The sequence below is a fragment of the Streptomyces vilmorinianum genome (assembly GCF_005517195.1).
Taxonomy (GTDB): domain Bacteria; phylum Actinomycetota; class Actinomycetes; order Streptomycetales; family Streptomycetaceae; genus Streptomyces; species Streptomyces vilmorinianum.
In genome coordinates this window covers 5,239,366-5,261,294 of the sequence record NZ_CP040244.1, presented here as the reverse complement: position 1 = coordinate 5,261,294, position 21,929 = coordinate 5,239,366, and the positions used below count along the sequence as shown (strand labels likewise).

The 21,929-nt window shown below is 72.7% G+C and carries 21 protein-coding genes; 12 read left to right on the top strand and 9 right to left on the bottom strand.

What is annotated here, in order from left to right:
• Positions 1–60: 60 nt before the first annotated feature.
• Positions 61–1,317 (bottom strand): benzoate/H(+) symporter BenE family transporter, encoded by a 1,257-nt coding sequence (locus FDM97_RS24505; RefSeq protein WP_137992648.1) that lies wholly within the window; start codon positions 1,315–1,317, stop codon positions 61–63.
• An 88-nt stretch (positions 1,318–1,405) separates the two neighbouring features.
• On the opposite strand from FDM97_RS24505, the gene FDM97_RS36910 reads away from it, so the two are divergent.
• The 5 genes from FDM97_RS36910 (at position 1,406) to FDM97_RS24480 (ending at position 6,904) form a co-directional block, all read left to right on the top strand.
• The gene (locus FDM97_RS36910; protein ID WP_137992647.1) at positions 1,406–2,791 is read left to right on the top strand and encodes a TerD family protein; all 1,386 of its coding nucleotides are present in this window, start codon (positions 1,406–1,408) and stop codon (positions 2,789–2,791) included.
• 337 nt (positions 2,792–3,128) lie between these two features.
• Positions 3,129–5,465, top strand: a complete 2,337-nt coding sequence (locus tag FDM97_RS24495) for a sensor histidine kinase (protein ID WP_254705744.1) — start codon at positions 3,129–3,131, stop codon at positions 5,463–5,465.
• Entirely contained in the window at positions 5,462–5,866 is a 405-nt protein-coding gene (locus tag FDM97_RS24490; RefSeq protein ID WP_137992645.1) for a roadblock/LC7 domain-containing protein, read from the top strand. Before FDM97_RS24495 ends, FDM97_RS24490 begins: the two co-directional genes overlap by 4 nt.
• Positions 5,866–6,321 carry a DUF742 domain-containing protein gene (locus FDM97_RS24485; RefSeq protein WP_137992644.1) on the top strand — a complete coding sequence of 152 codons (456 nt, stop codon included), beginning with the start codon at positions 5,866–5,868 and terminating at the stop codon, positions 6,319–6,321. The genes FDM97_RS24490 and FDM97_RS24485 overlap by 1 nt, the downstream gene beginning before the upstream one ends.
• Positions 6,308–6,904, top strand: coding sequence for a GTP-binding protein (locus tag FDM97_RS24480; RefSeq protein WP_137992643.1), 597 nt, complete (start codon positions 6,308–6,310; stop codon positions 6,902–6,904). The genes FDM97_RS24485 and FDM97_RS24480 overlap by 14 nt, the downstream gene beginning before the upstream one ends.
• Before the next feature lie 73 nt (positions 6,905–6,977).
• Here the strand turns inward: FDM97_RS24480 and FDM97_RS24475 are convergent, their stop codons facing one another.
• The gene (locus FDM97_RS24475) at positions 6,978–7,862 is read right to left on the bottom strand and encodes an NAD(P)-dependent oxidoreductase (RefSeq protein WP_137992642.1); all 885 of its coding nucleotides are present in this window, start codon (positions 7,860–7,862) and stop codon (positions 6,978–6,980) included.
• 49 nt (positions 7,863–7,911) lie between these two features.
• Here FDM97_RS24475 and FDM97_RS24470 point away from each other — a divergent pair, with 49 nt between their 5' ends.
• Positions 7,912–8,319 (top strand): MerR family transcriptional regulator, encoded by a 408-nt coding sequence (locus FDM97_RS24470; protein ID WP_137992641.1) that lies wholly within the window; start codon positions 7,912–7,914, stop codon positions 8,317–8,319.
• Positions 8,320–8,362: 43 nt separating this feature from the next.
• Here the strand turns inward: FDM97_RS24470 and FDM97_RS24465 are convergent, their stop codons facing one another.
• Positions 8,363–9,526, bottom strand: coding sequence for a pentapeptide repeat-containing protein (locus FDM97_RS24465; RefSeq protein ID WP_137992640.1), 1,164 nt, complete (start codon positions 9,524–9,526; stop codon positions 8,363–8,365).
• A 185-nt stretch (positions 9,527–9,711) separates the two neighbouring features.
• Positions 9,712–10,104 carry a VOC family protein gene (locus FDM97_RS24460; RefSeq protein WP_137992639.1) on the bottom strand — a complete coding sequence of 131 codons (393 nt, stop codon included), beginning with the start codon at positions 10,102–10,104 and terminating at the stop codon, positions 9,712–9,714.
• A gap of 47 nt (positions 10,105–10,151) precedes the next feature.
• Here FDM97_RS24460 and FDM97_RS24455 point away from each other — a divergent pair, with 47 nt between their 5' ends.
• Together FDM97_RS24455 and FDM97_RS24450 are read left to right on the top strand one after the other, a co-directional pair.
• Positions 10,152–10,787: a nucleoside/nucleotide kinase family protein gene (locus FDM97_RS24455; protein WP_432816240.1), complete on the top strand. Its 636-nt coding sequence runs from the start codon at positions 10,152–10,154 to the stop codon at positions 10,785–10,787.
• A 21-nt stretch (positions 10,788–10,808) separates the two neighbouring features.
• Complete coding sequence (locus tag FDM97_RS24450; RefSeq protein ID WP_137992637.1) at positions 10,809–11,714, top strand: poly-gamma-glutamate hydrolase family protein; 906 nt, start codon at positions 10,809–10,811, stop codon at positions 11,712–11,714.
• Between the two features lie 23 nt (positions 11,715–11,737).
• Here FDM97_RS24450 and FDM97_RS24445 read toward each other — a convergent pair whose 3' ends face one another.
• Entirely contained in the window at positions 11,738–12,457 is a 720-nt protein-coding gene (locus FDM97_RS24445; protein ID WP_432816239.1) for a CTP synthase C-terminal region-related (seleno)protein, read from the bottom strand.
• Positions 12,458–12,542: 85 nt separating this feature from the next.
• Between FDM97_RS24445 and FDM97_RS24440 the strand changes: the two genes are divergently transcribed.
• The 3 genes from FDM97_RS24440 to FDM97_RS24430 all read left to right on the top strand — a co-directional run bounded on the left by FDM97_RS24440 (position 12,543) and on the right by FDM97_RS24430 (position 15,654).
• The gene (locus FDM97_RS24440; RefSeq protein WP_137995007.1) at positions 12,543–13,439 is read left to right on the top strand and encodes a LysR family transcriptional regulator; all 897 of its coding nucleotides are present in this window, start codon (positions 12,543–12,545) and stop codon (positions 13,437–13,439) included.
• A gap of 61 nt (positions 13,440–13,500) precedes the next feature.
• On the top strand, positions 13,501–14,460 hold the full coding sequence (locus FDM97_RS24435; RefSeq protein WP_137992635.1) for a hypothetical protein: 960 nt from the start codon (positions 13,501–13,503) through the stop codon (positions 14,458–14,460).
• A gap of 60 nt (positions 14,461–14,520) precedes the next feature.
• A complete protein-coding gene (locus tag FDM97_RS24430) occupies positions 14,521–15,654 on the top strand; it encodes an aminopeptidase P family protein (RefSeq protein WP_137992634.1) in 1,134 nt (377 codons plus the stop codon).
• A gap of 48 nt (positions 15,655–15,702) precedes the next feature.
• Here the strand turns inward: FDM97_RS24430 and FDM97_RS24425 are convergent, their stop codons facing one another.
• The 3 genes from FDM97_RS24425 to FDM97_RS24415 all read right to left on the bottom strand — a co-directional run bounded on the left by FDM97_RS24425 (position 15,703) and on the right by FDM97_RS24415 (position 20,039).
• Positions 15,703–16,518, bottom strand: coding sequence for a bestrophin-like domain (locus FDM97_RS24425; protein ID WP_137992633.1), 816 nt, complete (start codon positions 16,516–16,518; stop codon positions 15,703–15,705).
• 751 nt (positions 16,519–17,269) lie between these two features.
• Positions 17,270–19,021: a malto-oligosyltrehalose trehalohydrolase gene (gene treZ, locus FDM97_RS24420; RefSeq protein ID WP_137992632.1), complete on the bottom strand. Its 1,752-nt coding sequence runs from the start codon at positions 19,019–19,021 to the stop codon at positions 17,270–17,272.
• A gap of 52 nt (positions 19,022–19,073) precedes the next feature.
• Positions 19,074–20,039: a GNAT family N-acetyltransferase gene (locus FDM97_RS24415; protein WP_254705956.1), complete on the bottom strand. Its 966-nt coding sequence runs from the start codon at positions 20,037–20,039 to the stop codon at positions 19,074–19,076.
• 205 nt (positions 20,040–20,244) lie between these two features.
• Here FDM97_RS24415 and FDM97_RS24410 point away from each other — a divergent pair, with 205 nt between their 5' ends.
• Positions 20,245–20,793: a DUF1707 and FHA domain-containing protein gene (locus FDM97_RS24410; RefSeq protein WP_175439222.1), complete on the top strand. Its 549-nt coding sequence runs from the start codon at positions 20,245–20,247 to the stop codon at positions 20,791–20,793.
• A 186-nt stretch (positions 20,794–20,979) separates the two neighbouring features.
• Here FDM97_RS24410 and FDM97_RS24405 read toward each other — a convergent pair whose 3' ends face one another.
• Positions 20,980–21,678 carry a CPBP family intramembrane glutamic endopeptidase gene (locus FDM97_RS24405; RefSeq protein WP_137992630.1) on the bottom strand — a complete coding sequence of 233 codons (699 nt, stop codon included), beginning with the start codon at positions 21,676–21,678 and terminating at the stop codon, positions 20,980–20,982.
• Positions 21,679–21,929 lie beyond the last annotated feature (251 nt).

The following is a 21,929-nucleotide window of genomic DNA, read 5'->3' as shown; positions in this document are numbered from 1 at the left end:
ACACGTACGGAAGGCGCAGCACCTGGCGCGGGCGGCCGAGCCGGTCCGTTCGGTGTGACGTCAGGGCCTCTTCGCCGGGGTCGTGATCTGCCGGGGGAGTGCGGCCGCGTCCCTCGGGGGCTTGCGCCGGGTCAGGTCACCCACGGCGAGGGTCAGAACGCCTGCCAGGAGCCCCCAGAAGGTCGAGCCGATCCCGAAGAGCGTGAACCCCGACGCGGTGGCGAGCAGAGTGACCACGGCCGGCTCGCGGAGGCGCTCGTCCAGGAGGGCCGAGGTGAGGGAGCTCCCGATGGTGCCGAGCAGGCCGATGCCGGCGATCCCGAGGACCAGGGCCGGAGGCATCGCGGTGAGCAGCCAGCCGACCGTTCCGCCGAAGAGGCCGACCAGAAGGTAGAAGATCCCCGCCCAGACGCCCGCGACGTAGCGCCTGCGGGGGTCGGGGTGGGCGGGCTCGCCGCTGCAGATGGCGGCGGTGATCGCGGCCAGGTTCAGGCCGAAGCAGCCGAAGGGGGCGAGGACGGTGTTGACCGTGCCCGTCCAGGTGAGCAGGGGCGAGATCGGGGTGGAGTAACCGGCGTTGCGCAGCACGGCCACACCCGGCAGATTCTGCGACGCCATCGTCACGGCGAAGAGCGGCAGACCGACACCGACGAGGACCTGCCAGTCGAACTCCGGGCGTACGAAGGACGGTTCGGCGAGCGTGAGCTCGAAGCCGTCGAGCTTCCAGGAGCCTTGCCACGCGGTCGCCGCGACGCCCACGGCGAGCGCGGCGACGACGGCGTACCGGGGGAACCACCGCCGGCCCGCGAGATAGGCCAGGAACATGGGGACGGCGATGGCGCCGTTCCTCTCCATCTGCGTGAACAGCTCGGTGCCGAACTGCAGGAGCACCCCGGCGAGCAGCGCGGAGGCGAGCGGCACCGGAATCCGGTTCATGATCCGCTCGAACCAGCCCGTGACCCCGCTGATCACGATGAGTACGGCGGACAGCAGGAACGCCCCGACCGCCTGCGCCATCGTCACCCCCTGCAGCCCGGTGGCGAGCAGGGCGGCACCCGGCGTCGACCAGGCCGTGACGATCGGCGCGCGGTAGCGCAGGGACAGGGCGATGCAGGTGATGCCCATGCCGATGCCCAGCGCGAACACCCAGGAGGTGAGCTGCGCGGAGGTGGCCCCGGCGGCCTTGGCGGCCGTGAACACGACGGCCACGGAGCTGGTGACACCGATGAGGACGGCGAGGAATCCGGCGGAGACTGCGGTGGTCGGCGCGGCGGAACGGACGTGTCGTATGGACCGGAGGTGTCGTATGAAGGTCATGGCTACGGCATCGTGGCACACCGCAAGCCTTGTCCCCCGGGCCGGGAAGGCCGCAAGATCCATGCGTGATCGATTTCGGGGAGGGGAAATGATCAAGGGGGCCAATGCCTTCGTTCCGACCGTGCCGCTGCGGATCGCCGTGCGGAACGGGCTGGACGTCGCGGCGCTGCTGCTGACGGAGAAGGGCAGGGTCCGGGGGGACGGCGACATCGTGTTCCACGGTGCGACGGTCCATCCCTCGGGCGCGGTGCGGCTGATGGGGGAGGAGAACGGCACGGTGTGGCTGGAGGCCGGCCTCACCGCGATCGAGGAGGAGATCGTCCGCGTCCTGGTGGTCGGGTCGACGGAGCGCGGCGCGATGCGGGACGTGGACGGGCTGTCGGTGGAGGCGTTCGCGCCGGACGGTACGTCGGTCGCGCGGTACGAGGTGACCGACGGCGGCGGCGAGACGGCGATGGTGCTCGCGGAGCTGTACCGGCGGGCGGGGGGCTGGAAGTTCCGCGCGGTGGGCCAGGGCTACGTGAACGGCCTCGCCGGCCTGGTGGCGGACCACGGCGTGGACGTGGCGGACGTGGCGGACGTGGCGGACGAGGCGCCGACGCCGGTCCAGGCCGCCTCGGCTCCGGTCACGCCGTCTCCGGCTCCGGTGCCGTTCCAGGTCCCGGCTCCGGCCACCCCGGCTCCGGTGCCGTTCCAGGTCCCGCCCATGGCCGCTCCGGCTCCGGCCACCCCACCCCCGGTCGCCCCGGCCTCCGTCTCCGAGCCGCCTTCGCATCCCGTGCCGGCGCATGCGGGAGCGCCGGACTGGACCTTCGGTGCCGTCTTCGAGCCGTACACGCAGACCGGCCGCGACAACGACGTGATCACCGTGGACGGGCTCCCGCCGGGGCCGGTCGTGGTCGAACTCGCCATCCGGGGCGACGGGTACACCGGTCTGTGGCCCCTCACCCGGTTCAACAAGGAGGGGGACACCCTCGTCAACAGCACCGAGGAGGACTTCCAGGGCCGAGTGCTCGCCCAGGTCCCAGGGAACGGGCGGCTGCGCCTGCAGCTGAAGGCGGAGGGCCCCTGGCAGCTCCGGGTGCTGCCGCTGGCGGCGGCCCGGCGCCTGACGGAGGAACAGCTGGAGTGCCGCGGCCCCGACGTCCTGCTGCACACCGGGGGAACGGCCGACCTCGCCCTCCACTACCGCGGCGACGAGAACCTCATCGTCAACCTCTACGAACTGGCGGGCCACGACGACCCCACGGCCCTGCCCACGGACGACAACGTGGTCAACGAGATCGGCAAGCGACGGGAGACCGTACCGCTCCCCGAGGGGCCGCTCATCGTGCACCTGGAGATGGCGGACGGTCCGTGGCGGGCGCAGTTGAAGCATCTGGAGCCGCGCAGCGGGCCGTCGAACGGCGACGGCCTCGCGAAGGTGACCGACATCCGCCAGGCCCAGGGCCGATCGTGGTGGGGCAGGCGCTGAACGTCCGACGGCCCGGCCGAGAGCTGACGAGCCGACACCCGTACGCGAACAGATACCGGTTGGGTTCCGATACGGCAAACGGCGCGCAACACCCTCGGCCCCATTACCACGCACCGAGGGTGGAATCAATCCCTCCGATTACTCGGTGTGGCTGGTTATGATCCCTCCGCATATCCCGCCGACGTCGCTTCAGGTGTTTCCCCCGCAGTCCGCACCCCAGGATCGCGCACCTGTCCGGCCGGCGGCTGTCCCCATGCCTCCCTGCTCCCGAGGGCTGATGTCTTCCATAGAACCTCACGGCGCACCCGCGCGGTCGACGGCCCGTCGACGGCGTACCGTGCGCCTGCGTACGCTGCTCATCTGGCTGGCGGTCGTCCCCATCCTGGCCATGGGCGCCCAGGTCGTCGTGATCGTCGGTCAGCTCCTTGACCGGTCGCAGCACCTGCGCGCCGACGTGGCGGCCGGCGAGCGGTACGGCGCACCCCTGTACACGCTCATGACCGAGTTGCAGGCCGAGCGGAGGATGACCGCCGCCCGGTGGGCCGGCGCGTCCGTGTCCGAGACCGACCTGCGGGACCGGCGCGCCGCCACGGACCGGGCCGCGGCCGCGCTCCGCGCGGTCGTGCCCGCCGGTCCCGAGGGGGCCGAGCACGCGGGCGGTCGTATCCAGGAGGTGACGAGCGACCTCGGCGACCTGGCCGCGTACCGCGAGCGCGCCGACGCCCACAGCGGCGGCGCCCATGGTGCGATCGCCTACTACAACGGCGTGATCGACCGGATCGTCCTCGTCTACCAGGACGCGTTCAGCCACGGCGAGGACGGTGAGCTGGCCCAGGAGAGCCGGCCGATGGTCGCCATGTTCTCCGCATCCGAGATGGTGGCCCGCGAGGACACGATCCTCGCCCTCGCCGGGCCTTCCAGGCAGCTCAGCCCCACCGCGTTCGCCGACTTCGCCAACGCCGTCGGGGCCCACCGGTACCTGTACGCCATGTGGATCGTGCCGTATCTGCCGGCCGAGGAGCGAGCGTTCTACGCGCAGTTGACGGGCTCGGACGCCTGGCGTACCAAGACCGCGATCGAGGACGCCGTCGTCTCCGAGCACAAGGACCTCGACTCCGGGGGTGTGAGGCTGCCCCGCGAGGTCGGTGGCTGGCGGGCCGCGCACCAGGAGTTCGCCGCCGGCCTCGCCGCGCTCAACGCCGATCGGTCGCGGGCCGTGGTCGCCCGCGCCGACGCCAAGGCGGCCGAGCTCGAAGCCGAGGTCACCTGGCTGATCGTGGGAAGCGGCAGTGCGCTGCTGCTCGTCGTGCTCGTCGTCACCTTCACCACCCGCTCGGTGCTGCGCCGCCTGCGCGGCCTGCACGAGCGCACGGTGACCGTCGCCGACACGACACTGCCGGACGTCGTCGACCGACTGCAGCGTGGGCAGAGCGTGGCGGCCGACGCGCTACCGACGGTCGGCGGAGACCGGGACGAAGTGGGGCGTATCAGCGACGCGTTCGCACGTGTCGTCGCCGTATCCGTGGACGGACACCAGCAGCTCGCGGCGGAGCGCCAGGGCTTCGGCATGTTCGCCGCCGGCATCGCCTCGCGCACCGGAAACCTCGTCAGCCGCCAGCTGAGCCTCACCGAGGACCTCCAGGACGCCTTCGGCCACAACGAAGCGCTCCTCGCCCAGCTGATGAAGTCCGACCAGTTGACGGTGGGCATGCGGCGACAGATCGAGAACCTGCTCATCCTCGCGGACGGCGAGATCCCCGACCCGCACACCGAGCCCATGCGCGTCGCCGACCTGCTGCGCGAGGCGGCGGCGGAGGTCGAGGAGTTCCGGCGGATCGAGCGGCAGGCGCTGGACGAGATCAGCGTGGAGCCGCGCGTGATCAGCCAGATCAGTCACCTCCTGGCCGAACTGCTCGACAACGCCACGCGCTTCTCCCCGCCGAGGTCGAAGGTCGTCATCCGCGCCGAGGCCGTGGCGGACGGGCTGTCCGTCGAGATCGAGGACCGCGGGCCGCGCGTCTCCGCCGAGCGCTACGAGGAGATGAACGCCCGCCTGCACTCGGCTCCGCCGTACTCCGTCCTGGCGGAGAACGCCCACCGGCTCGGACTCTTCGTGGTCGGCCACCTCGCCGACCAGCTGGGGGCCACGGTCACGCTGCGCCGCTCGGTCTTCGGAGGCACGTCGGCGGTGGTGATCCTGCCGAAGGACCTACTGGTACGGACGGACTCGCGGACGGAGTCGGGGGCGGACTCGCGGACGGAGCCCGTGCGGGAGCCGTCGGGTGCGCCCGTACCACCCTCCTTCCCCGTACCGTCGTCCGTCCCCGCGCCGCGTCCGCCGGAGGAGCGCAAGCCGGAACTGGTCCTGCACACAGGCTCCGGTCTGCCGAGCCGCCGAGTGGCGAACCGGGCACCCGAGCGGCCCGTCGGCGCCGCCACCCGGGCCGGCAGCTCGGACGGCACCCGGGACGGCGTCTCGGACGGCACCTCGCGCCCGGCCCTCCCCGAGCGCGTCCCGCAGACCCACATCGCCGAGCAACTCCGCGCGCCCCGCGCACCCGAGGAGACCGTCGTACAGGACAAGGCGACCCCGGAAGAGGTCGCCGATGCCTGGGCGGACTACGAACACGGGACCCAGACAGTCGAAGAAGAGCTCCGACGGGATCAGCCATGACGACGACACCCAACGACATGATCTACAGCGTCCTGGACAACAACCTGAGCAGGATCGCCGGCATCCAGGGCGCCGTGCTCCTGTCCAACGACGGCATCAAGCTCAGCGCCTACCTGCTGGAACGGGACCGTGCCGAGCGCATCGCCGCCGCCTCCTCCGGAGTCGCGGCCACCATGAAGGCGATCTCCCGGGAGGTCGGCGGCGGCCGGGTCATCCGCCAACTGGTCGAGATGGACGAGAGCTACCTCTGCATCGTCGGCTGCGGCGAGGGCAGCACGCTCATCGTGGTGACCTCCCGCAAGGCGCGCCTCGGCGAGCTGGGCGGGGAGGCCGTACGGACCGCGCAGGCCCTCGGCGAGTGGCTGGGCACGCCCGAGCGCGCCCAGACGCCGAGCTCGTAATGGCGGACGAGCCGCACGAGTCGCACGAGCCGCGGGAGCCGCACGAGTTCCGGGAGTCGCACGAGTCCCGGGAGTCGCACGAGCCGCACGAGTCCCGGGAGCCGCGGCGCGGCAGCCGGCGCCGTACGCGGCTGTACGCCCTGACCGATGGGCGTACAGCCGCGGCGGCCACCGTCCTCACCATGGACACCACCATCACGGCGGCGATGCCCGCGGACGCCCACAGTGGTCTGCCCACCGAGTGGCAGGCCGTCCTCGCCCTGTGCGCGCCGCCGAACGGGAGGGCGGTCGCCGAGATCGCCGCCCGGATGCGGATCCGCCTCACCCCGATGACGCTTCTGCTCGGCGAACTCGCGGACCGCGGGCTGATCCACCACCGGCCGCCCCTGGAGGCGGCCGCGACCACCAACGTCCACCTGCTCATGAGAATCAGGGACAACCTTGCCCGGATATGACACCTCTGCCGACGACGTCACGGCCCCCGTCAAGATCCTCATCGCCGGAGGATTCGGCGTCGGCAAGACGACCCTGGTCGAGACGGTCTCGGAGATCGAGCCGCTGCGTACGGAGGAACGGCTGACGGCCGCGGGGGTCGGCGTCGACGACCTCGACGGCATCGAGTCCAAGTCGGTCACCACGGTGGCGATGGACTTCGGCCGGATCACGCTCACCGACGCCGGAGTCGTCCTGTACCTGTTCGGCACACCGGGCCAGGAGCGCTTCTGGTTCATGTGGGACGACCTGCTGAACGGGGCGCTCGGGGCGATCGTGCTGGTCGACACGCGCCGCCTGGACCGCAGCTTCCCGGCCGTCGACTTCTTCGAGAGCCGTGGGCTTCCGTTCGTGGTCGGCGCGAACTGCTTCCACGGCGAACAGCACTACACCGCCGAGGAGATCGGAGCGGCCCTGCACCTGCGCGACCCGAACACCCCCATCCTCATGCTCGACGCCCGCTCCCGCGACGACGTCCGGGGCGCCCTGCTCTCGCTCCTCGACATGCTGATCGCCCGGGCGGACGGGACCGCGGCGACCGTCTGAACAGCGCGTGGCGCGTGGCGCGTGGCGCGAGGCGCGAGCCCGGGGGCGGGGGCGGGGTCGGGGTCGGGGGCGGTCAGTCGGCGCGGGGTTTGCCGAACTCCTCGATCAGCACCGGATACTGCTCCCCACCGTGTCCGGCGGCGATCGAGCGGTCGGCCATCGCCTTCATCAGCTTCGGCAGTTCGGCGTTGACGCTCGCAGCCTCGCTCTCCGCGATCAGGTGTGCCATGGCCCGCGCGTCGGTCTCCAGGGCCGACACCTCGGCCGGGAAGGCGCCGCTGTCGATCTGCTCGGCGTACCCCGGCAGCCACTCGGCCACCCCGGCCGCGATCTGCCGCGCGAACGGCGCGTACGTCGCGGCGTCGACACCGGCCGTCCTGAGCAGGGCGGTGCCTTGGAGCCAGGCGTTCAGGACGCTCCACATCATGGCCAGGCCTGCCACGTCGTACAGGGACGCCAGCCCATGGTCCGCGCCGAGGTGGGTGACGGTGCCGAGCGCGTCGAGTGTCGACCTGTGTGCCTCGAAGTCCGACTGCGGCCCGCTGTGCAGGATCACCGCCTCGGAGGTCCCGATCGCCGGCGGGATGGCCATGATGGCGCCGTCCAGGTAACGGGCGCCGCGCTGTTCGGCCCATCGGGCGGCGTCCCTGGCCTGGGCCGAGTCGCCCGAGGTCAGGTTGATCAGCGTCGTGCCGCCCAGCTCGACATCGCTCGCGCCGAGCAGCTCGTACATGGCCTGGTAGCCGGTGACACAGACGATCGTCAGGGCCCCTGCCCTGAGCGCGTCGCCGACCGTCGGCGCCGGCCGTGCGCCCTCGGCCACCAACTGGTCGGCCTTGGAGGCCGTACGGTTCCACACGGTTGTGGGATGCCCGGCTTTCAGGAACGCGCCGGCGAGTGCCTGGCCCATCCGTCCGAGTCCGATGACTGTCACGGGAGTGGTGGTTTCGTTGGTCATGGCAGCATCGTCGATGTTCATACCGGTGTGAAGGTCAAGCGAGGTTGCGATGCGGATCGGGGAACTGAGTCGCCGGACGGGCGTCAACGCCCATCAGTTGCGCTACTACGAGGCCCAGGGCCTGCTGGAGGCGGACCGCGGCGCGAACGGATATCGCGAGTACGACGAGAGCGCCGTGCTGCGCGTGAAGCAGATCCGGCACCTGCTCGGTGCCGGCTTATCCTCCCAGGACATCGCGTACCTGCTGCCCTGCGCGGTCGGGGAGGCCCCGGAGCTGCCCGGCTGTTCCGAGCTGCTGACCGCGATGCGGTCGCGGCTGCGGCGACTGGACGAGCAGATGAAGAGGCTCGCTCAATCCCGTAACGCTCTCGTCGACTACATCGACGCGGCCGAGCGCATGGGCGACGCGAGCTACCCACCCTTCGACGATGCCGCCGCGGAGCCCGTCCCCGCCTGAGCGGCCGGGGAGGCGTGGCAGCCGTCCGGACCGGGCCTCTTGGTCACGGCGCGGAACGCAGTGGCGGGGCCTGCCACGTCACCGTCGGCTGGAGCAGGGGGGAGGGCTCGGGGCCGGGGTCGTCGGCGTCGACGACCCCGGCGGCCGCGGGGTCGAAGTCGGCGGGCCAGCGGGTGTGCTCGCTGGCCAGGGCGCCGGTCAGGCGGGCGCCGACAAGGTCGGCGGTGCTCAGGTCGGTGCCGCGCACGTCGGCCATGCGGAGGTCGGCGCGGCGGAACACCGCGCCCTGGGCGTCGGCCTTGCGCAGGTTCGCCTCGCGCAGGTCGGTCTCGGTGAAGTCGGCGTCACGCACGTCGGTTTCGACCATCTTCGCGCCCCGCAGGTCGGCCAGCACGCACCGGGCACGGCGGAGAATCGCGGTCGTGAGGTCGGCGTGCCGGAGGTTGACCGAGACCAGGGACGCCTGGGTCAGATTGGCGCGGTACAGGCCCGCCGCCTCCAGGCACGCGCGGTCGAAGTTGACCTCGGGAAACCACAGCCCGTCGCAGTCGGCCCGGCGCAGGTCGGTGATGCTGAGATTGACCCAGGACTGCTCCCGGTTCTGGCACAGCACGCCGAGCGCGGTCAGCGCCACCTGGGCGTCGGCGGCGCGGGTCTCCAGCGGTGCGATGTCGTTGATGGGGACGTCCGCCGCCGGCGATTCCGGCTGCCCGGCGGGTGCGGCGGGTGTGGCGGGCGGCCAGGGCAGGTGAGTACGCAGGTACGCGGCCTGGATCGAGATGATGGCCTCCCGGTCGCGGGCGGAATGCTCCGCGATCCGCCACAGCGCGTGCAACCCGCCGATGCGCACATCCAGCTTGTCGCTGCCGAGCTGGTCGACCGCCCGGCTGAACCGGTCGGTGACGTAGCCCTCCTGAGTGGCGCGCAAGCCGTCCTGACTCACCCGCAGTTGCCGCCACGTGGCGTACGCGCCGAAGAGCACGACCAGACCGCCGACCACCTGCAGAAGCGTCGTACGGACATCGTTCACCGCCTTCAGCCGATCCTGCGCGGCGACGCTCGCCCCGGCGAGATCGTGGTCGACCACCACACTCGGCAGTACGACGAACACCGTGCCCAGAACGACCAGCCCCGCCGCCCCGGCCAGCAGAGCCGCGGCACCACGACGCCATCCCCGCCGGCCGTGTGCCGGTTCCCCCGTTTCCATGGGCATGGGAGCCTAGGCGCCACCCAGAAAACGATCAAGACGATCAGCGGACGCCCTCTTCGTGCGAAAGAGGTGGGGAGAGGAAGAGTCGGCGGCCCGCGGCGTGTACGCGCCGGTGTACTCCCCCTCAGGAGATCTCGCCGATTCCGGTGTCCGGCACTCCGTGACATGCCGGACGGCCCCGTTCAGGACGCCGGCTGCAGCAGGTCCCAGGTGTTGCCGTACAGGTCCTCGAAGACCGCCACCGTGCCGTACGGCTCGTGGCGTGGTTCCTCCAGGAAGTGGACGCCGGCCGTGGTCATGCGGGTGTGGTCGCGGGTGAAGTCGTCGGTGTGGAGGAAGAAGCCGACCCGGCCGCCCGTCTGGGTGCCCACGCGGGACTCCTGGGACGGGCCCTTCGCGCGGGCCAGGAGGAGGGCCGTGCCGGCGGGGTCGCCCGGGGGGCGGACGACGACCCAGCGGGAGCCGTCGCCGCGGTCCGTGTCCTCGACGAGGTCGAAGCCGAGGGCGTCGGTGTAGAAGGCGAGGGCCTCGTCGTAGTCACGGACGACGAGGGTGACGAGCGCGATGGAGGACATGTCGTCACGTTATACGTATGACCTCATGGTCGCAAAACGGTGCGAGAATGCCTCGCATGGACGCCCAACTGCTCGCCGAGCTCACCGCACGCGCCCGGCTGCTCGCCGTGCCCGGGCGGCGGCGGATCCTCGGGCTCTCCGGTGCGCCCGGAGCCGGGAAGTCCACGCTCGCCGCCCGCCTCGTCGCCCGGCTCGACGGGCTCGCCGCCCTCGTGCCGATGGACGGCTTCCACCTGGCCCGGAGCGAGCTGGTGCGGCTCGGCCGCGCGGAGCGCAAGGGGGCACCCGACACCTTCGACGCCGCCGGGTACACCGCGCTGCTCGCCCGCCTCCGCGCCCCCGAGCCCGGCACCACCGTCTACGCCCCCGCCTTCGACCGCGTCCTGGAGGAGCCCGTCGCCGGGGCGATAGCCGTCGGTCCGGACGTCCCGCTCGTCGTCACCGAGGGCAACTACCTGCTCCACGACGAGGGCCCGTGGGCCACGGTCCTCCCGCTCCTCGACGAGGTGTGGTTCCTGGAACTGGACGACCGCCGCCGGGTGCCGCGGCTCGTCGAGCGCCATGTCCGCTTCGGCAAGGAGCGGGCCCACGCCGAGCGCTGGGTACGGGACTCCGACGAGACCAACGCCCGCCTGGTGGCCCGCGGCCGGGACCGTGCCCACCTCGTCGTACGGATGAGCTGACCCTGTTGAGATGATCTCCGCATGAATCTCACCAGCAGACGCACTCTCCTGACCTCCGTGGCCGCCGCGGCCGCCACCCTCCCCCTGCTGAACGACCTCGCAGGGAACGGCAGCACCGCCGCCGCGGCCACCACCGCGGACAACTTCCCCTCGAACGCGGCGCTGTACAGCAGCACCGACTACCAGGAGGGCGTCCACTGGATGCGGCGCTTCCGCACCCACCCCCGGACCGAACTCTTCGACAACGTGAGCGCCACCAGCAACCCGGTCCGCAGCACGGCGATCATCGCGCCGCACGGCGGCGGCATCGAGGCGGGCACCAGCGAGCTCTGCCTCACCCTCGCCGGCTACTCGCGCGTCGGCGCCGGAACCGACCCGGTGGCGGACACCGCCGTGCCGCAGCGCGACTACTGGATGTTCGAGGGCCTGGCGTCCTCCAGCTCGCTCCACGTCACCTCGACCCACTGCGACGACCCGGCCGCCCTGGCCGTCTGCGGCGCCAACATGTACGCCGTCTCCCTGCACGGCTTCGCGCCGGACGCGGGCACCCCGGCCAAGCAGATCCTCATCGGCGGCCGGGACACGCGGCTGATGCGCAACCTCGGGGCGGCCTTCGCCAAGTACGGGCTCACCACCGGCAACAGCAACGCCGCGCTGGACGTGACGGTGACCATCGCGGGCGTCAACAGCCCGCTGAACGGCGACGACCCGGCGAACATCGTCAACCGCACCCGCACCGGTGCCGGCGCGCAGCTGGAGATATCCACCGAACTGCGCAAGGCGATGTTCGGTGACTTCACCAGCGCCTCCGGCCGGCGGACGAGCGCCGGCGTCGGATCCGCCAACGAGGCCCACTTCTGGAACGCCTTCGTCAACGCCGTACGCGAAGCCGTCGACCGCCACGAGCGCGGCCTCGACTCGCTGTAGCAGCGATCGCCTGAGCCGTACCGTTACCGGAGGCTCTTCTCCGTCGCCGCCCGGGCCAGCGCCCGCACGATCGGGTGCGGGCGCGAGCCGTCGCCCGCCAGCTCCGGCTGGAAGAGCGTGGCCATGAAGAAGGGGTGCCCGGGCAGCTCCGCGATCCGGACCCGGCCGTCCTCGTCCTCGCCCGTGAACCGCAGGCCGTGCGCCCGCAGTGTGTCGAGATGACGGCCGTCCGGGCCGTAGTTGCAGTGGTACCGCTCCGTCGTCCGCTCGGCGCCGAGCACCGACTCGGCGAGCGAACCCGGAGTCACCCGCACCGCGCCCTCGTGTCCGACCAGCGAGCAGGCGAGCGGCGCGATCAGCAGGTCGTCGCCGTCCGCCTCCGGGTCGTTCTCGGCGTGCGCGGCGCCGCTCAGACCGCAGACGTCGCGGGCGAACTCGAGGAGCGCGTGCTGGAAGCCCGCGCAGGTGCCCAGGAAGGGGATGCCGTCCTCGCGGGCCGTGCGGATCGCCGCCAGCGCGCCCGCCTCGCTCGCGTACGGGCTCCCCGGCAGCAGCCACACCGCGTCGAACCCCTTCACCGCGCCCGGCGCCTCCGCGTCCCCGCTCGGGATCCAGTAGGCGTCGAGGACGAGGCCGTCCCGCTCGGCCAGCGCGTCGAGCAGGGCGGGGACGCGGACATGGGACTTCACGTGCGGGGAGCGGTCGCCGACCAGGGCGATACAAGGAGTGCGGTTCGGGTTCATGCCGACCATGCTCGTCGCGGAGCCTGGTTCACGTCCAACGATGATTCCTGCACTCCCGATCGTGAACGCTTATGCTCAACTCGCCATGGACCCGCACCACCTCCGCACCTTCGTCACCGTCGCCCGGCTCACCTCCTTCTCCGAGGCCGCCCGGGAGCTGGGCTACACCCAGTCCGCCGTCTCCCAGCACATCGCCGCCCTGGAGAGCGACCTCGGCCAGTCGCTCCTCGGCCGCCGGCCCGTCGTCCCCACCCCCGCCGGCGAGCGCCTCCTCGAACACGCCGGGTCCCTCCTCCTCCGGCTCGACGCCGCCCGCGCCGACCTCGCCCGGTTCGCCGCCGCGCCCCCCGAGCGGCTGACCCTCGCCGCCTCCCCGCTCGCCCTGCACCCCCGTACCCTCGCCGCCCTTCCCGCCGTCGGCGTCACTCTGCGGACCCTGCCCCGGGACGACGTGCCCGCCGCCGTCGCGACCGGAGCCGCGGACCTCGGCCTGATCGACGGACTCGCCGCCCCCAGCGACCCGTTGCCGCTCCCCGACATCGCCCCGCTCACCGCCGTACGCGTCGCCGAGGAGCCGCTCGCCGTGGTCCTGCCCGACGGCCACCCGCTCGCCGGACGGCCCGGCCTGCGCCTCGCCGACCTCGTCGACGCGCGCTGGCTCGACGCCCCCGACGCCGGTTTCCCGCTCGACCGGCTGCGCGCCGCGCACGGCGGCCCCACCGGCCACGGCTTCCGTACCGCCCTGCGCCACGAAGGCACCGACACCCGCATCGTCGGCGCCCTGGCCGCCGCCGGGCACGGACTGACGCTGCTTCCGGTCTCCCTCGCCGCCGGGATCGCGGGCGCCGTCGCTGTACCGCTGAGCGCGCCCCGCCTGGTCCACCGCGTCGAACTCCTCCACACGGGCACGGAACCGGGCGGCCCGGCGGCCGAGTTGGCCCGGCGACTGCGACTGCGACTGCGACTGCGACTGCCTGCCTGATCCACAGGACACCCCCTACGCTGTTCCTCAGGCCGAGCGAGACGAGGGAAGGCGGGCGGACGTGGGGTTGTTCCGGCGAGGACCCAGGCGGGACGGCGACGACGTGCCCCGGGACCCCGAGTTCGCGTACTTCTCCGAGCGCGAGGCCGCCCTGTTCCGCAGCCGGGTCCGCGAGACCTTCGCCGAGCTCGGCCTCGAAGTGACCGTCTACGCCGACCTGGTGACCGACGACAACGGCCGCCGCTTCGGGCTCGGCAACCTCGCCGCCGTCTGCCACAACGACCGCCGCGGACCGCGTGTCTGGCCCGCGCTCATCCGCCGCCACGTCGGCCTGGTCGTACGCACCATGGACGGCCCGTCCGCCCTCGACACCCTCCCGGCCGAGCAGATCCGCGCCCAGCTCTACCCCCGGGTGGTCAGCGGCGACGGCATCGACCCCGCGACCTTCGGCTACGCCCGGACCGTCGCGCCCGGACTGTACGAGATCCTCGCCCTCGACCTGCCGGAGAGCGTCATGATGCTCACCGACGAGGCCATCGAGCCGCTCGGCGACGTCCAGAAGCTGCGCGACCGGGCGCTCGTCAACCTGCGCGGGCTGCCCCTGGAAGGCCACGAGACGGTACGGGACGCCGACGGCATGTGCTTCGAGGTGATCCTCGGCGACTCGTTCTACACCGCGAGCCGCGTCCTCGACCTGGACGCGGTCGTACGGCGCGTCACCGGCCGGCCGCTCGGCGAGGACGGGGCCCTGGTGGCGATGCCGTTCCGCCACCAGCTCGCCTTCCACCCCATCCGCGACACCACGATCGTGCCCGCGCTCGGCGCGATGGCCTCCTTCGCCGCCTCCGGCTACGAGGACACGCCGGGCGCCATCAGCCCGTACGTCTTCTGGTGGCGCGGCGGCACGCTCACCCAGCTCAGCGACCGCGACGAGGACGGCGGAGACCTGCGGATCGTCGTCGGCGACGACTTCCACGCTCTGCTCGAACGGCTCATCACCCAGGGGCCGGACCCGCGCTGAGAGGTCGCGGCGCGCGCCCCCGGCGGGCAGGATGCTGGGGTACGCCGAGGAGGAGGCCCCATGCCGAGCACGCCCGCACCCGCTCCGTTCACCGCCGAGGACTACCGGGCCCGGATGGCCCGCGCCGTCGCGTCCGCGGCCGACGCGGGACTCGCCGGCGTTCTCGTCGCCCCCGGCCCCGACCTGGTCTATCTGACGGGGTACCAGCCGACCGCGATCACCGAACGTCTCACCGTCCTCGTCCTCGCCGTGGACCGGGACCCGGTCCTCGTCGTGCCGACGCTGGAGGCGCCGGACGCAGAGAAGGCCCCGGGCGCCGCCGCGCTCACCCTGCGCGACTGGACCGACGGCAAGGACCCGTACGCCGTCACCGCGCCGCTGCTCGACGTCGCCGGCCGCTTCGGCGTCAGCGACAACGCCTGGGCGATGCACCTGCTCGGCCTGCAGAAGGAGTTGCCCGCCACCTCGTACGTGTCGCTGACCGAGGCGCTGCCCATGCTCCGGGCCGTCAAGGACGCGCACGAACTGGAGCGGATCGCCGCCGCCGGCGCCGCCGCCGACCAGGCGTACGAGGAGATCCTCACGGTCCGGTTCGCGGGCCGCAGGGAGACCGAGGTGGCGGCCGACCTCGCCGCGCTGCTCATGCGCTTCGGCCACTCCCAGGTCGACTTCACCGTCGTCGGCTCCGGGCCGAACGGCGCCAACCCGCACCACGAGGCGGGGGAGCGGGTCATCGAGCGCGGGGACATGGTGGTCCTCGACTTCGGCGGCCTCAAGCACGGGTACGGCTCCGACACCACCCGTACCGTCCACGTCGGCGAGCCGAACGCCGAGGAGCGGCGCGTCCACGACATCGTCCGCGAGGCCCAGCAGGCCGGCTTCGAGGCCGTCCGGCCCGGCGTGGCCTGCCAGGACGTGGACCGGGCGGCCCGCAAGGTCATCACGGACGCCGGTTACGGCGAGTACTTCATCCACCGCACCGGCCACGGCATCGGGGTCACGACGCACGAACCCCCGTACATGATCGAGGGCGAGGAGCGGCCGGTCGTGCCCGGCATGTGCTTCTCCATCGAGCCGGGCATCTATCTGCCGCGACGCTTCGGGGTCCGGATCGAGGACATCGTGACGGTGAACGAGGACGGCTCGGGCCGTCGCTTCAACAACACGCCGCGGGAGATGGCGATCGTGGAGTGAAGCGAGGGTGGGGTGAAGCGAGGGTGGGGTGAAGCGAGGGGCGGGTGATCAGGTGACGCGCGTACCGCCCTCGTCGCAGGGGAGCGCGGAGGCGGGGTGGTCGGTGGAGAAGTCCTCGGAGATGTCGTTCGCCGTCTCCAGCATGGCGTCGCCCGTGATGCGGATCTGTCCGGTGAAGGGCCGGTCGATGTCCTCGATCAGCAGCAGGGAGCCGGTGAACAGGACGGCGAGGGTGCACAGGAGGAGCAGGTGCGCAGGCCCGCGTCTGCGGGGCAGGCCGAAGGCGAAGGCGCCGACCGTGGCGGCGAGCGACACGACCATGAACCAGTAGACGACGGTGGGGATGGCGGGGGTCGCCTCGCCGAGCCGGGTGTGCCGGGCCTGGGAGCGCTCGTCGTCGGCCTGGACCAGCGCGTCGAACGTGGCGTCGCCCTGGTGGGCGAGGTCCTTGAAGGACCTGCGGAACTCGGTGGACCACACGGAGGCACGGGGCGAGGCCTGGGCGCCGCCGTCCGCCATGGTGGGCCACTCGTGGGTCTCGATGGCGCGTGCGTAGCAGACGGCGGCGGCCTGCAGCCGCTCCCGCTGCGGCTCGGGCGCGTAGTCGGCCACCTCGTAGAGCTGGTCGACCCGCCGCGCCTCCAGCTGCACGGCCTGACCGGCCGCGCCGAACGACTCGGCGGCGACGACGATGACGAAGGCGACCAGGAGGACGGCGAGGGTCTCCAGCGGGCTGATGAGATCGCTGACGGACGCCTCGGCGTCCTCCTCCTCGTCCGCCGTGCGGCGACTGCGGACGTGGTTGGCGATCAGGCCGACGGCGAGGGCGACGGCCATCGCGGCGACAGTGATGAGCGTGGTCATGCGCGAGTCCCCGAACGGAGGTCGACGTACCGGACTCCCCCCGCCCGTCCCAGCCCACCACGCGCCGAGCGCGCCGCGCCGAAGACAGGCCGATGCTGGTCCAACTGGCCCACGAGGCCCACCGACCCGCCGCCCAGCCGCCGCCGGGCCCGGGGCAACCCCGGCTGCCGGTGCCCCGGCGCCGCTCGGGCGGTCAACCGCGACGCCGGGCCAACCGGGCCGTCGGGCGAACCAGTGCCGCCGGACTGTCGGCGTACCGAGGCCTCCAGAGACCGCCGCGCCCCGGCCGCCGGGCGAACCCGGGCCCGCCAGGCCGCCGGGCCAACCCGCCGTTGGAACGCCAGGCCGTCGGGCGCACCGGAGTCACCGGCACGCCGGGGCTGCCGGAGCCCGGGGCCCCGGCCCGGCCGGACCGCCGACCGCACGGAGGCCCCCGGAGACCGCCGCGCCCCGGCCGCCGGGCGAACCCGGGCCCGCCAGGCCGCCGGGCCAATCCGCCGTTGGAACGCCAGGCCGTCGGGCGCACCGGAGTCACCGGCACGCCGGGGCTGCCGGAGCCCGGGGCCCCGGCCCGGCCGGACCGCCGACCGCACGGAGGCCCCCGGAGACCGCCGCGCCCCGGCCGCCGGGCCAACCCGGGCCGCCCGCTCGCCCGTGCCGTCGGGTCAACCCGCCCGCCGGCCCGCCGGGCCGGCGGAGTCACCGGCCACGGGGTCTCCTCGGAGCCCGGGCAACCCGCGCCGCGTCCCCGTCAGGCGTCCGTCAGGATCACCGCGGACTCCGCCGGGAGGCGTAGGAGGCCGTCCGTGCCCGGGGCGTCGGCCGGGTCCCAGGCCGCGAGGACGCGGTCGCGGCCGTTCGTGCCCAGGGGGATCTCCGCCGGCTCCTTGCCCAGGTTGACCGCGATCCGCAGCACCCCGCGGCGGAACGCCAGCCAGCGGGCCTCCTCGTCGAAGGCGACCCGGACCGCGGCCAGGTCCGGGTCCGTGAGGTCCGGGAGCGTGCGGCGCAGGGCGATCAGCTCGCGGTGCCAGGCCAGGAGCCGGTTGTGCGGGGCGCGCTCGCGCTCCGAGCGGTCCAGGACGGAGCGGTCCCGGGTGGCCGCCTCCTGCGGGTCGGGGATGTCCTCCTCCGCCCAGCCGTGCGCCGCGAACTCCCGCCGCCTGCCCTGCCGTACCGCCTCCGCGAGCTCGGGGTCCGTGTGGTCGGTGAAGTACATCCAGGGGGTCGACGCCCCCCACTCCTCGCCCATGAACAGCATCGGCACCGAGGGCCCGGTCAGGACCAGCGTCGCCGCGCAGGCGAGCAGACCGGGGGAGAGGGTCGCGGAGAGCCGGTCGCCCAGCGCTCGGTTGCCGATCTGGTCGTGCGTCTGGGCGTAGCCCAGGAAGCGGTGCGCGGGCGTGCGGACCCGGTCCACGGGGCGGCCGTGGTGGCGGCCACGGAAGCTCGAGTACGTACCGTCGTGGAAGAAGACGTGCGTCAGCGTCTTGGCGAGCGCCGCCAGCGGCGCGCGCGCGAAGTCGGCGTAGTAGCCCTGCGACTCGCCGGTCAGCGCCGTGTGCAGGGCGTGGTGGAAGTCGTCGTTCCACTGCGCGTGGACGCCGAGGCCGCCGGCCACGCGCGGCGTCGTCGTGCGCGGATCGGCGAGGTCCGACTCGGCGATCAGGAAGTGCTGGCGGCCCTGCTCCCGCGCCAGCTCGTCCACCGCCTCCGAGAGCTCCTCCAGGAACGTCAGCGCCCGGGTGTCGGCGAGAGCGTGCACCGCGTCCAGGCGGAGCCCGTCGATCCGGTAGTCCCGCAGCCAGGCGAGCGCGCTGCCGATCAGATACGCGCGGACCTCGTCCGAGCCGGGCGCGTCCAGGTTCACCGCCGCGCCCCACGGCGTGTGATGGGTGTCGGTGAAGTACGGGCCGAAGGACGGCAGATGGTTCCCGGACGGGCCCAGGTGGTTGTGGACCACGTCCAGGATCACGCCCATCCCGAGCCCGTGCGCCGTGTCGACGAACCGCTTGAGCGCCGTGGGCCCGCCGTACGGCTCGTGGACCGCCCACGGCGCGACGCCGTCGTACCCCCAGCCGCGCGTCCCGGGGAAAGGACACAGCGGCATCAGCTCCACATGGGTGACGCCGAGTCCCGCCAGCTCCCCGAGCCGCTCAGCCGCCGCGTCCAGGGTCCCGTCGGGGGTGAAGGTCCCGATGTGCAGCTCGTACAGGACCCCGGCGCGCAGCCGCAGCCGAGGGGCTTCGTTGAACCAGACGTACGCGTCGTGGTCGACGACCGCGCTCAGGCCGTCGGGTCCGTCCGGCTGGCGGCGGGACCGGGGGTCGGGCAGCACGGGGCCGCCGTCCAGGGAGAAGCCGTACCGGTCGCCGTTCCCGGCCGTCGCGAGGCCCGTCCACCAGCCGGCCCGCTCGGCGTCCCGCTCCAGGGGGTGTCCGGCACCGTTGAGTTCCAGCGTCACCCGGTCACGGGCCTGCGGGGCCCACACCTCGAACAGCACCGGCCGATCCCCTCGTCGATGGACCACACGATTACGGCGTCCATCCTGGCAGTCAGGACCCGGCCGCGCCCGGCGCATCCCAGACGAAGTTGATCGCCCGCTCGAAGGTCACGTAGCCCGCGCGGGCGAAGGCGTTCGCCATCGGGACATTGCCGAGGTCGGTCGCCGCACGGATGCGCGGCACATTCTGACCGGCCAGGATGCGGGTTCCCTCCACCAGGATGTCGTCGATGTAGCCCTTGCCGCGGTGGGTGGGGAGCACACCGATGTAGGCGATCGTGTGGTGGTAGTTGTTCCGCGCCGGGATGACGAAGCCCACCGGCTCCCCGGTCTCCGGGAGCTCGGCGACCTGCCACCACTCGCGGGGCGAGGCGTAGTGCGGGAACTCCTCGTCGTAGTGCTTCTCCGCCGCCTCGCGCGCGGAGAGGCCGGAGGCCAGGTCGGCCTGGCTGTGCGCGTCGAGCGTGCCCTCCATGACCGGGGTCATCAGCGCGACCAGGTCCTCGCGGTCCCGTACCGGGCGGAACGCCAGCCGGCCCTTCGGCTCGGGTACGGGAGTGCCGGGCCGCCACTCCAGGCGCAGCCGCTCGACCAGCGGGCGGGCCCCGGAGCGCTCCAGGACGCCGAAGAGGGTCTCCAGCTGCTCGCGCGTCTCGGGCACCTCGCGCCAGTCCGCCGGCAGGAACCGGCCGAACTCCGGGCGTGCTGCGCGCTCCGCGCCCGCCGGTACGACCGCGGCGGTCGCCGTCTCGAGCAGGCGCAGGCCGATCTCGGCGCGCTCGGGCTCGGGCAGCGTGGGGTCGAGGTCGAAGAAGTCGAGGGCGAGCGGGTCGCCGCCCTCCTTGTTGGTCCACCAGGCGATCCTGGCCAGGACGCGGTCGCCGCGCAGGGCGACCCACATCCACGCGGGCAGTCGGCGGCCCGTGGCGAGGTCGTCCTCGAGTTCGTGGTCGAGGACGTACCTGAGGCGGCAGAACAGGGCCAGCTCCTCCGGTCCGGAGAGCGGGCGCAGTATCAGACCGTCGGAACCGTCGGAACCGTCGGAACCGTCGGAACCGTCGGAACCGTCGGAACCGTCGTGCATGGTCGAGGACGTGGTCACGTCATATCCCCCAGGAAGTCGAGTCCGCAGACCGTAACAGCGATCTTGTTCGGTGGGCATGCGGGTTTGCCCGTGGGCCCCGTTCTGGACACTTCAGGTCCCTCGGCCCGACAATCACGATGTGACGACGCCTTTCGAGATCCCCACGCACTCCCCTCGGCTCTCCGACGCCGAGCGGGACCGTGCGCTGGTGCTGCTCCGTGAGGGTGCCGCGCAGGGGAGGCTCTCGCACGACACCTTCCTCTTCCGGATGGAGCGGGCGCTCGCCGCGCGCCGGCCGGACGAACTCGCGCTCCTCACCGCCGATCTGCAGACCGAGTCCACCTGGACGCAGCGCGTGGTGGGCGCGGTCGAGAAGATGTCCGCGTTCACGGCCAAGGTCGGCCGCGCCTGGCAGGCCGAACGGCTGCCGAAGCTGCTGCTGCCCGAACCGGGCCCGCACCCGCTGCGGATCGGCCGCGACCCGGCGAACGGACTGCGGCTCAGCCACGAGACGGTCTCCCGCCTGCACGCCGAACTCTCCCTCCAGGGTGGGCTCTGGGTCCTGCGCGACCTCGGCTCGACCAACGGCACGACCGTCAACGGCCGCCGGGTCACGGGCGCGGTGGCGGTCCGGGCGGGGGACATGGTCGGCTTCGGGCAGATGTCCTTCCGCCTCTCGGTCCGCTGAACTGCCTTGACATGTAGGGCAATTCCCCTACGCGTAGGGCCCCTTCCAGTGCACCGGAGTCCACCAGTGACCGCCGACGGCCTCCGACGCGAGGCTTCGAGCAGGTCCTGATCGATGGGCGCGCTGCCCGCCGTCGATGCTGCAGCCGCGGCGTCCGGTGCCGTGGGCTCGGAGCCTGGGAGGGGGCTATGGGGAACCCCACCAGCGTCCAGCCGCCCAGGCCAGCACGTACCCCGTGCTGTTCAGCGCGCCATGCAGTGCCATGGGCGGAATCAGGCTCCCCGATCGGCGGCGGAGTTCGCAGAGCAGGACACCGGCAAGGGCCGTGACGGCGACCGCCGTCACCACCGACAGGGTCACGCCGGCGGGGCCGGTGCCGAAGACCGCCGCGGCCGCCGCGTTGGCGCGAGTCAACCCGCGTGAGGGCAGGACGTGCCAGAGGCCGAAGAGGAAGGAGGAGAGGGCCGTCGCCCAGAGGTGGCCCCATCGTCGTTCCAGCATGGCCCACAGCACGCCACGGAAGGCGATCTCCTCCAGCAGCACCGTGCCGAGCGGCACGCGGACCAGGGCGTGGTACACCAGCTCGCCGACGGTCAGACCCGCCGCACGCCGGTCCTGGAAGACATCCCGGGTGAACGGCACGGCGAGCCCCGCCAGGTACACCGTGACGACGGCCGCGGCCAGGATCAGCCCCCATCGCAGTCCGCGGCGGACAGTGTCCCTCCCGAGACCCAGATCGTCCGCCGTCAGTCCGGAGAGCCGCGCGATCAGCACGAGCAGGGCCGCCGTGGTGACGCAGACCGGCACGTAGAGGCCGGGGGCCAACCGGTTGTTGACCGCGTTGACGGCGGCGAGCACCAAGACGACCAGGAACAGCATCCACATGGTCCCCCAGGATCGCCGACAGGTCCCGGCGAAGGCCCGCAACGCGCCCCGCCCCGGGCTGTGAGAAAGGCTTCCGCTTTCCGAACGCGATCCGATCGTTCGGTTCGGATCGGGCAGGAACCCTGAGCCGCCAAAGCGAGACGTCGTCGGCGTCACCCGTTCGGCGGTATGCGGCCTGCGGGCGGCGGCACTCGGTGATGGGGTGGGGAGACGCGCGCCAGGACCTCCGGCCGCGAACCACGGCGGACCGA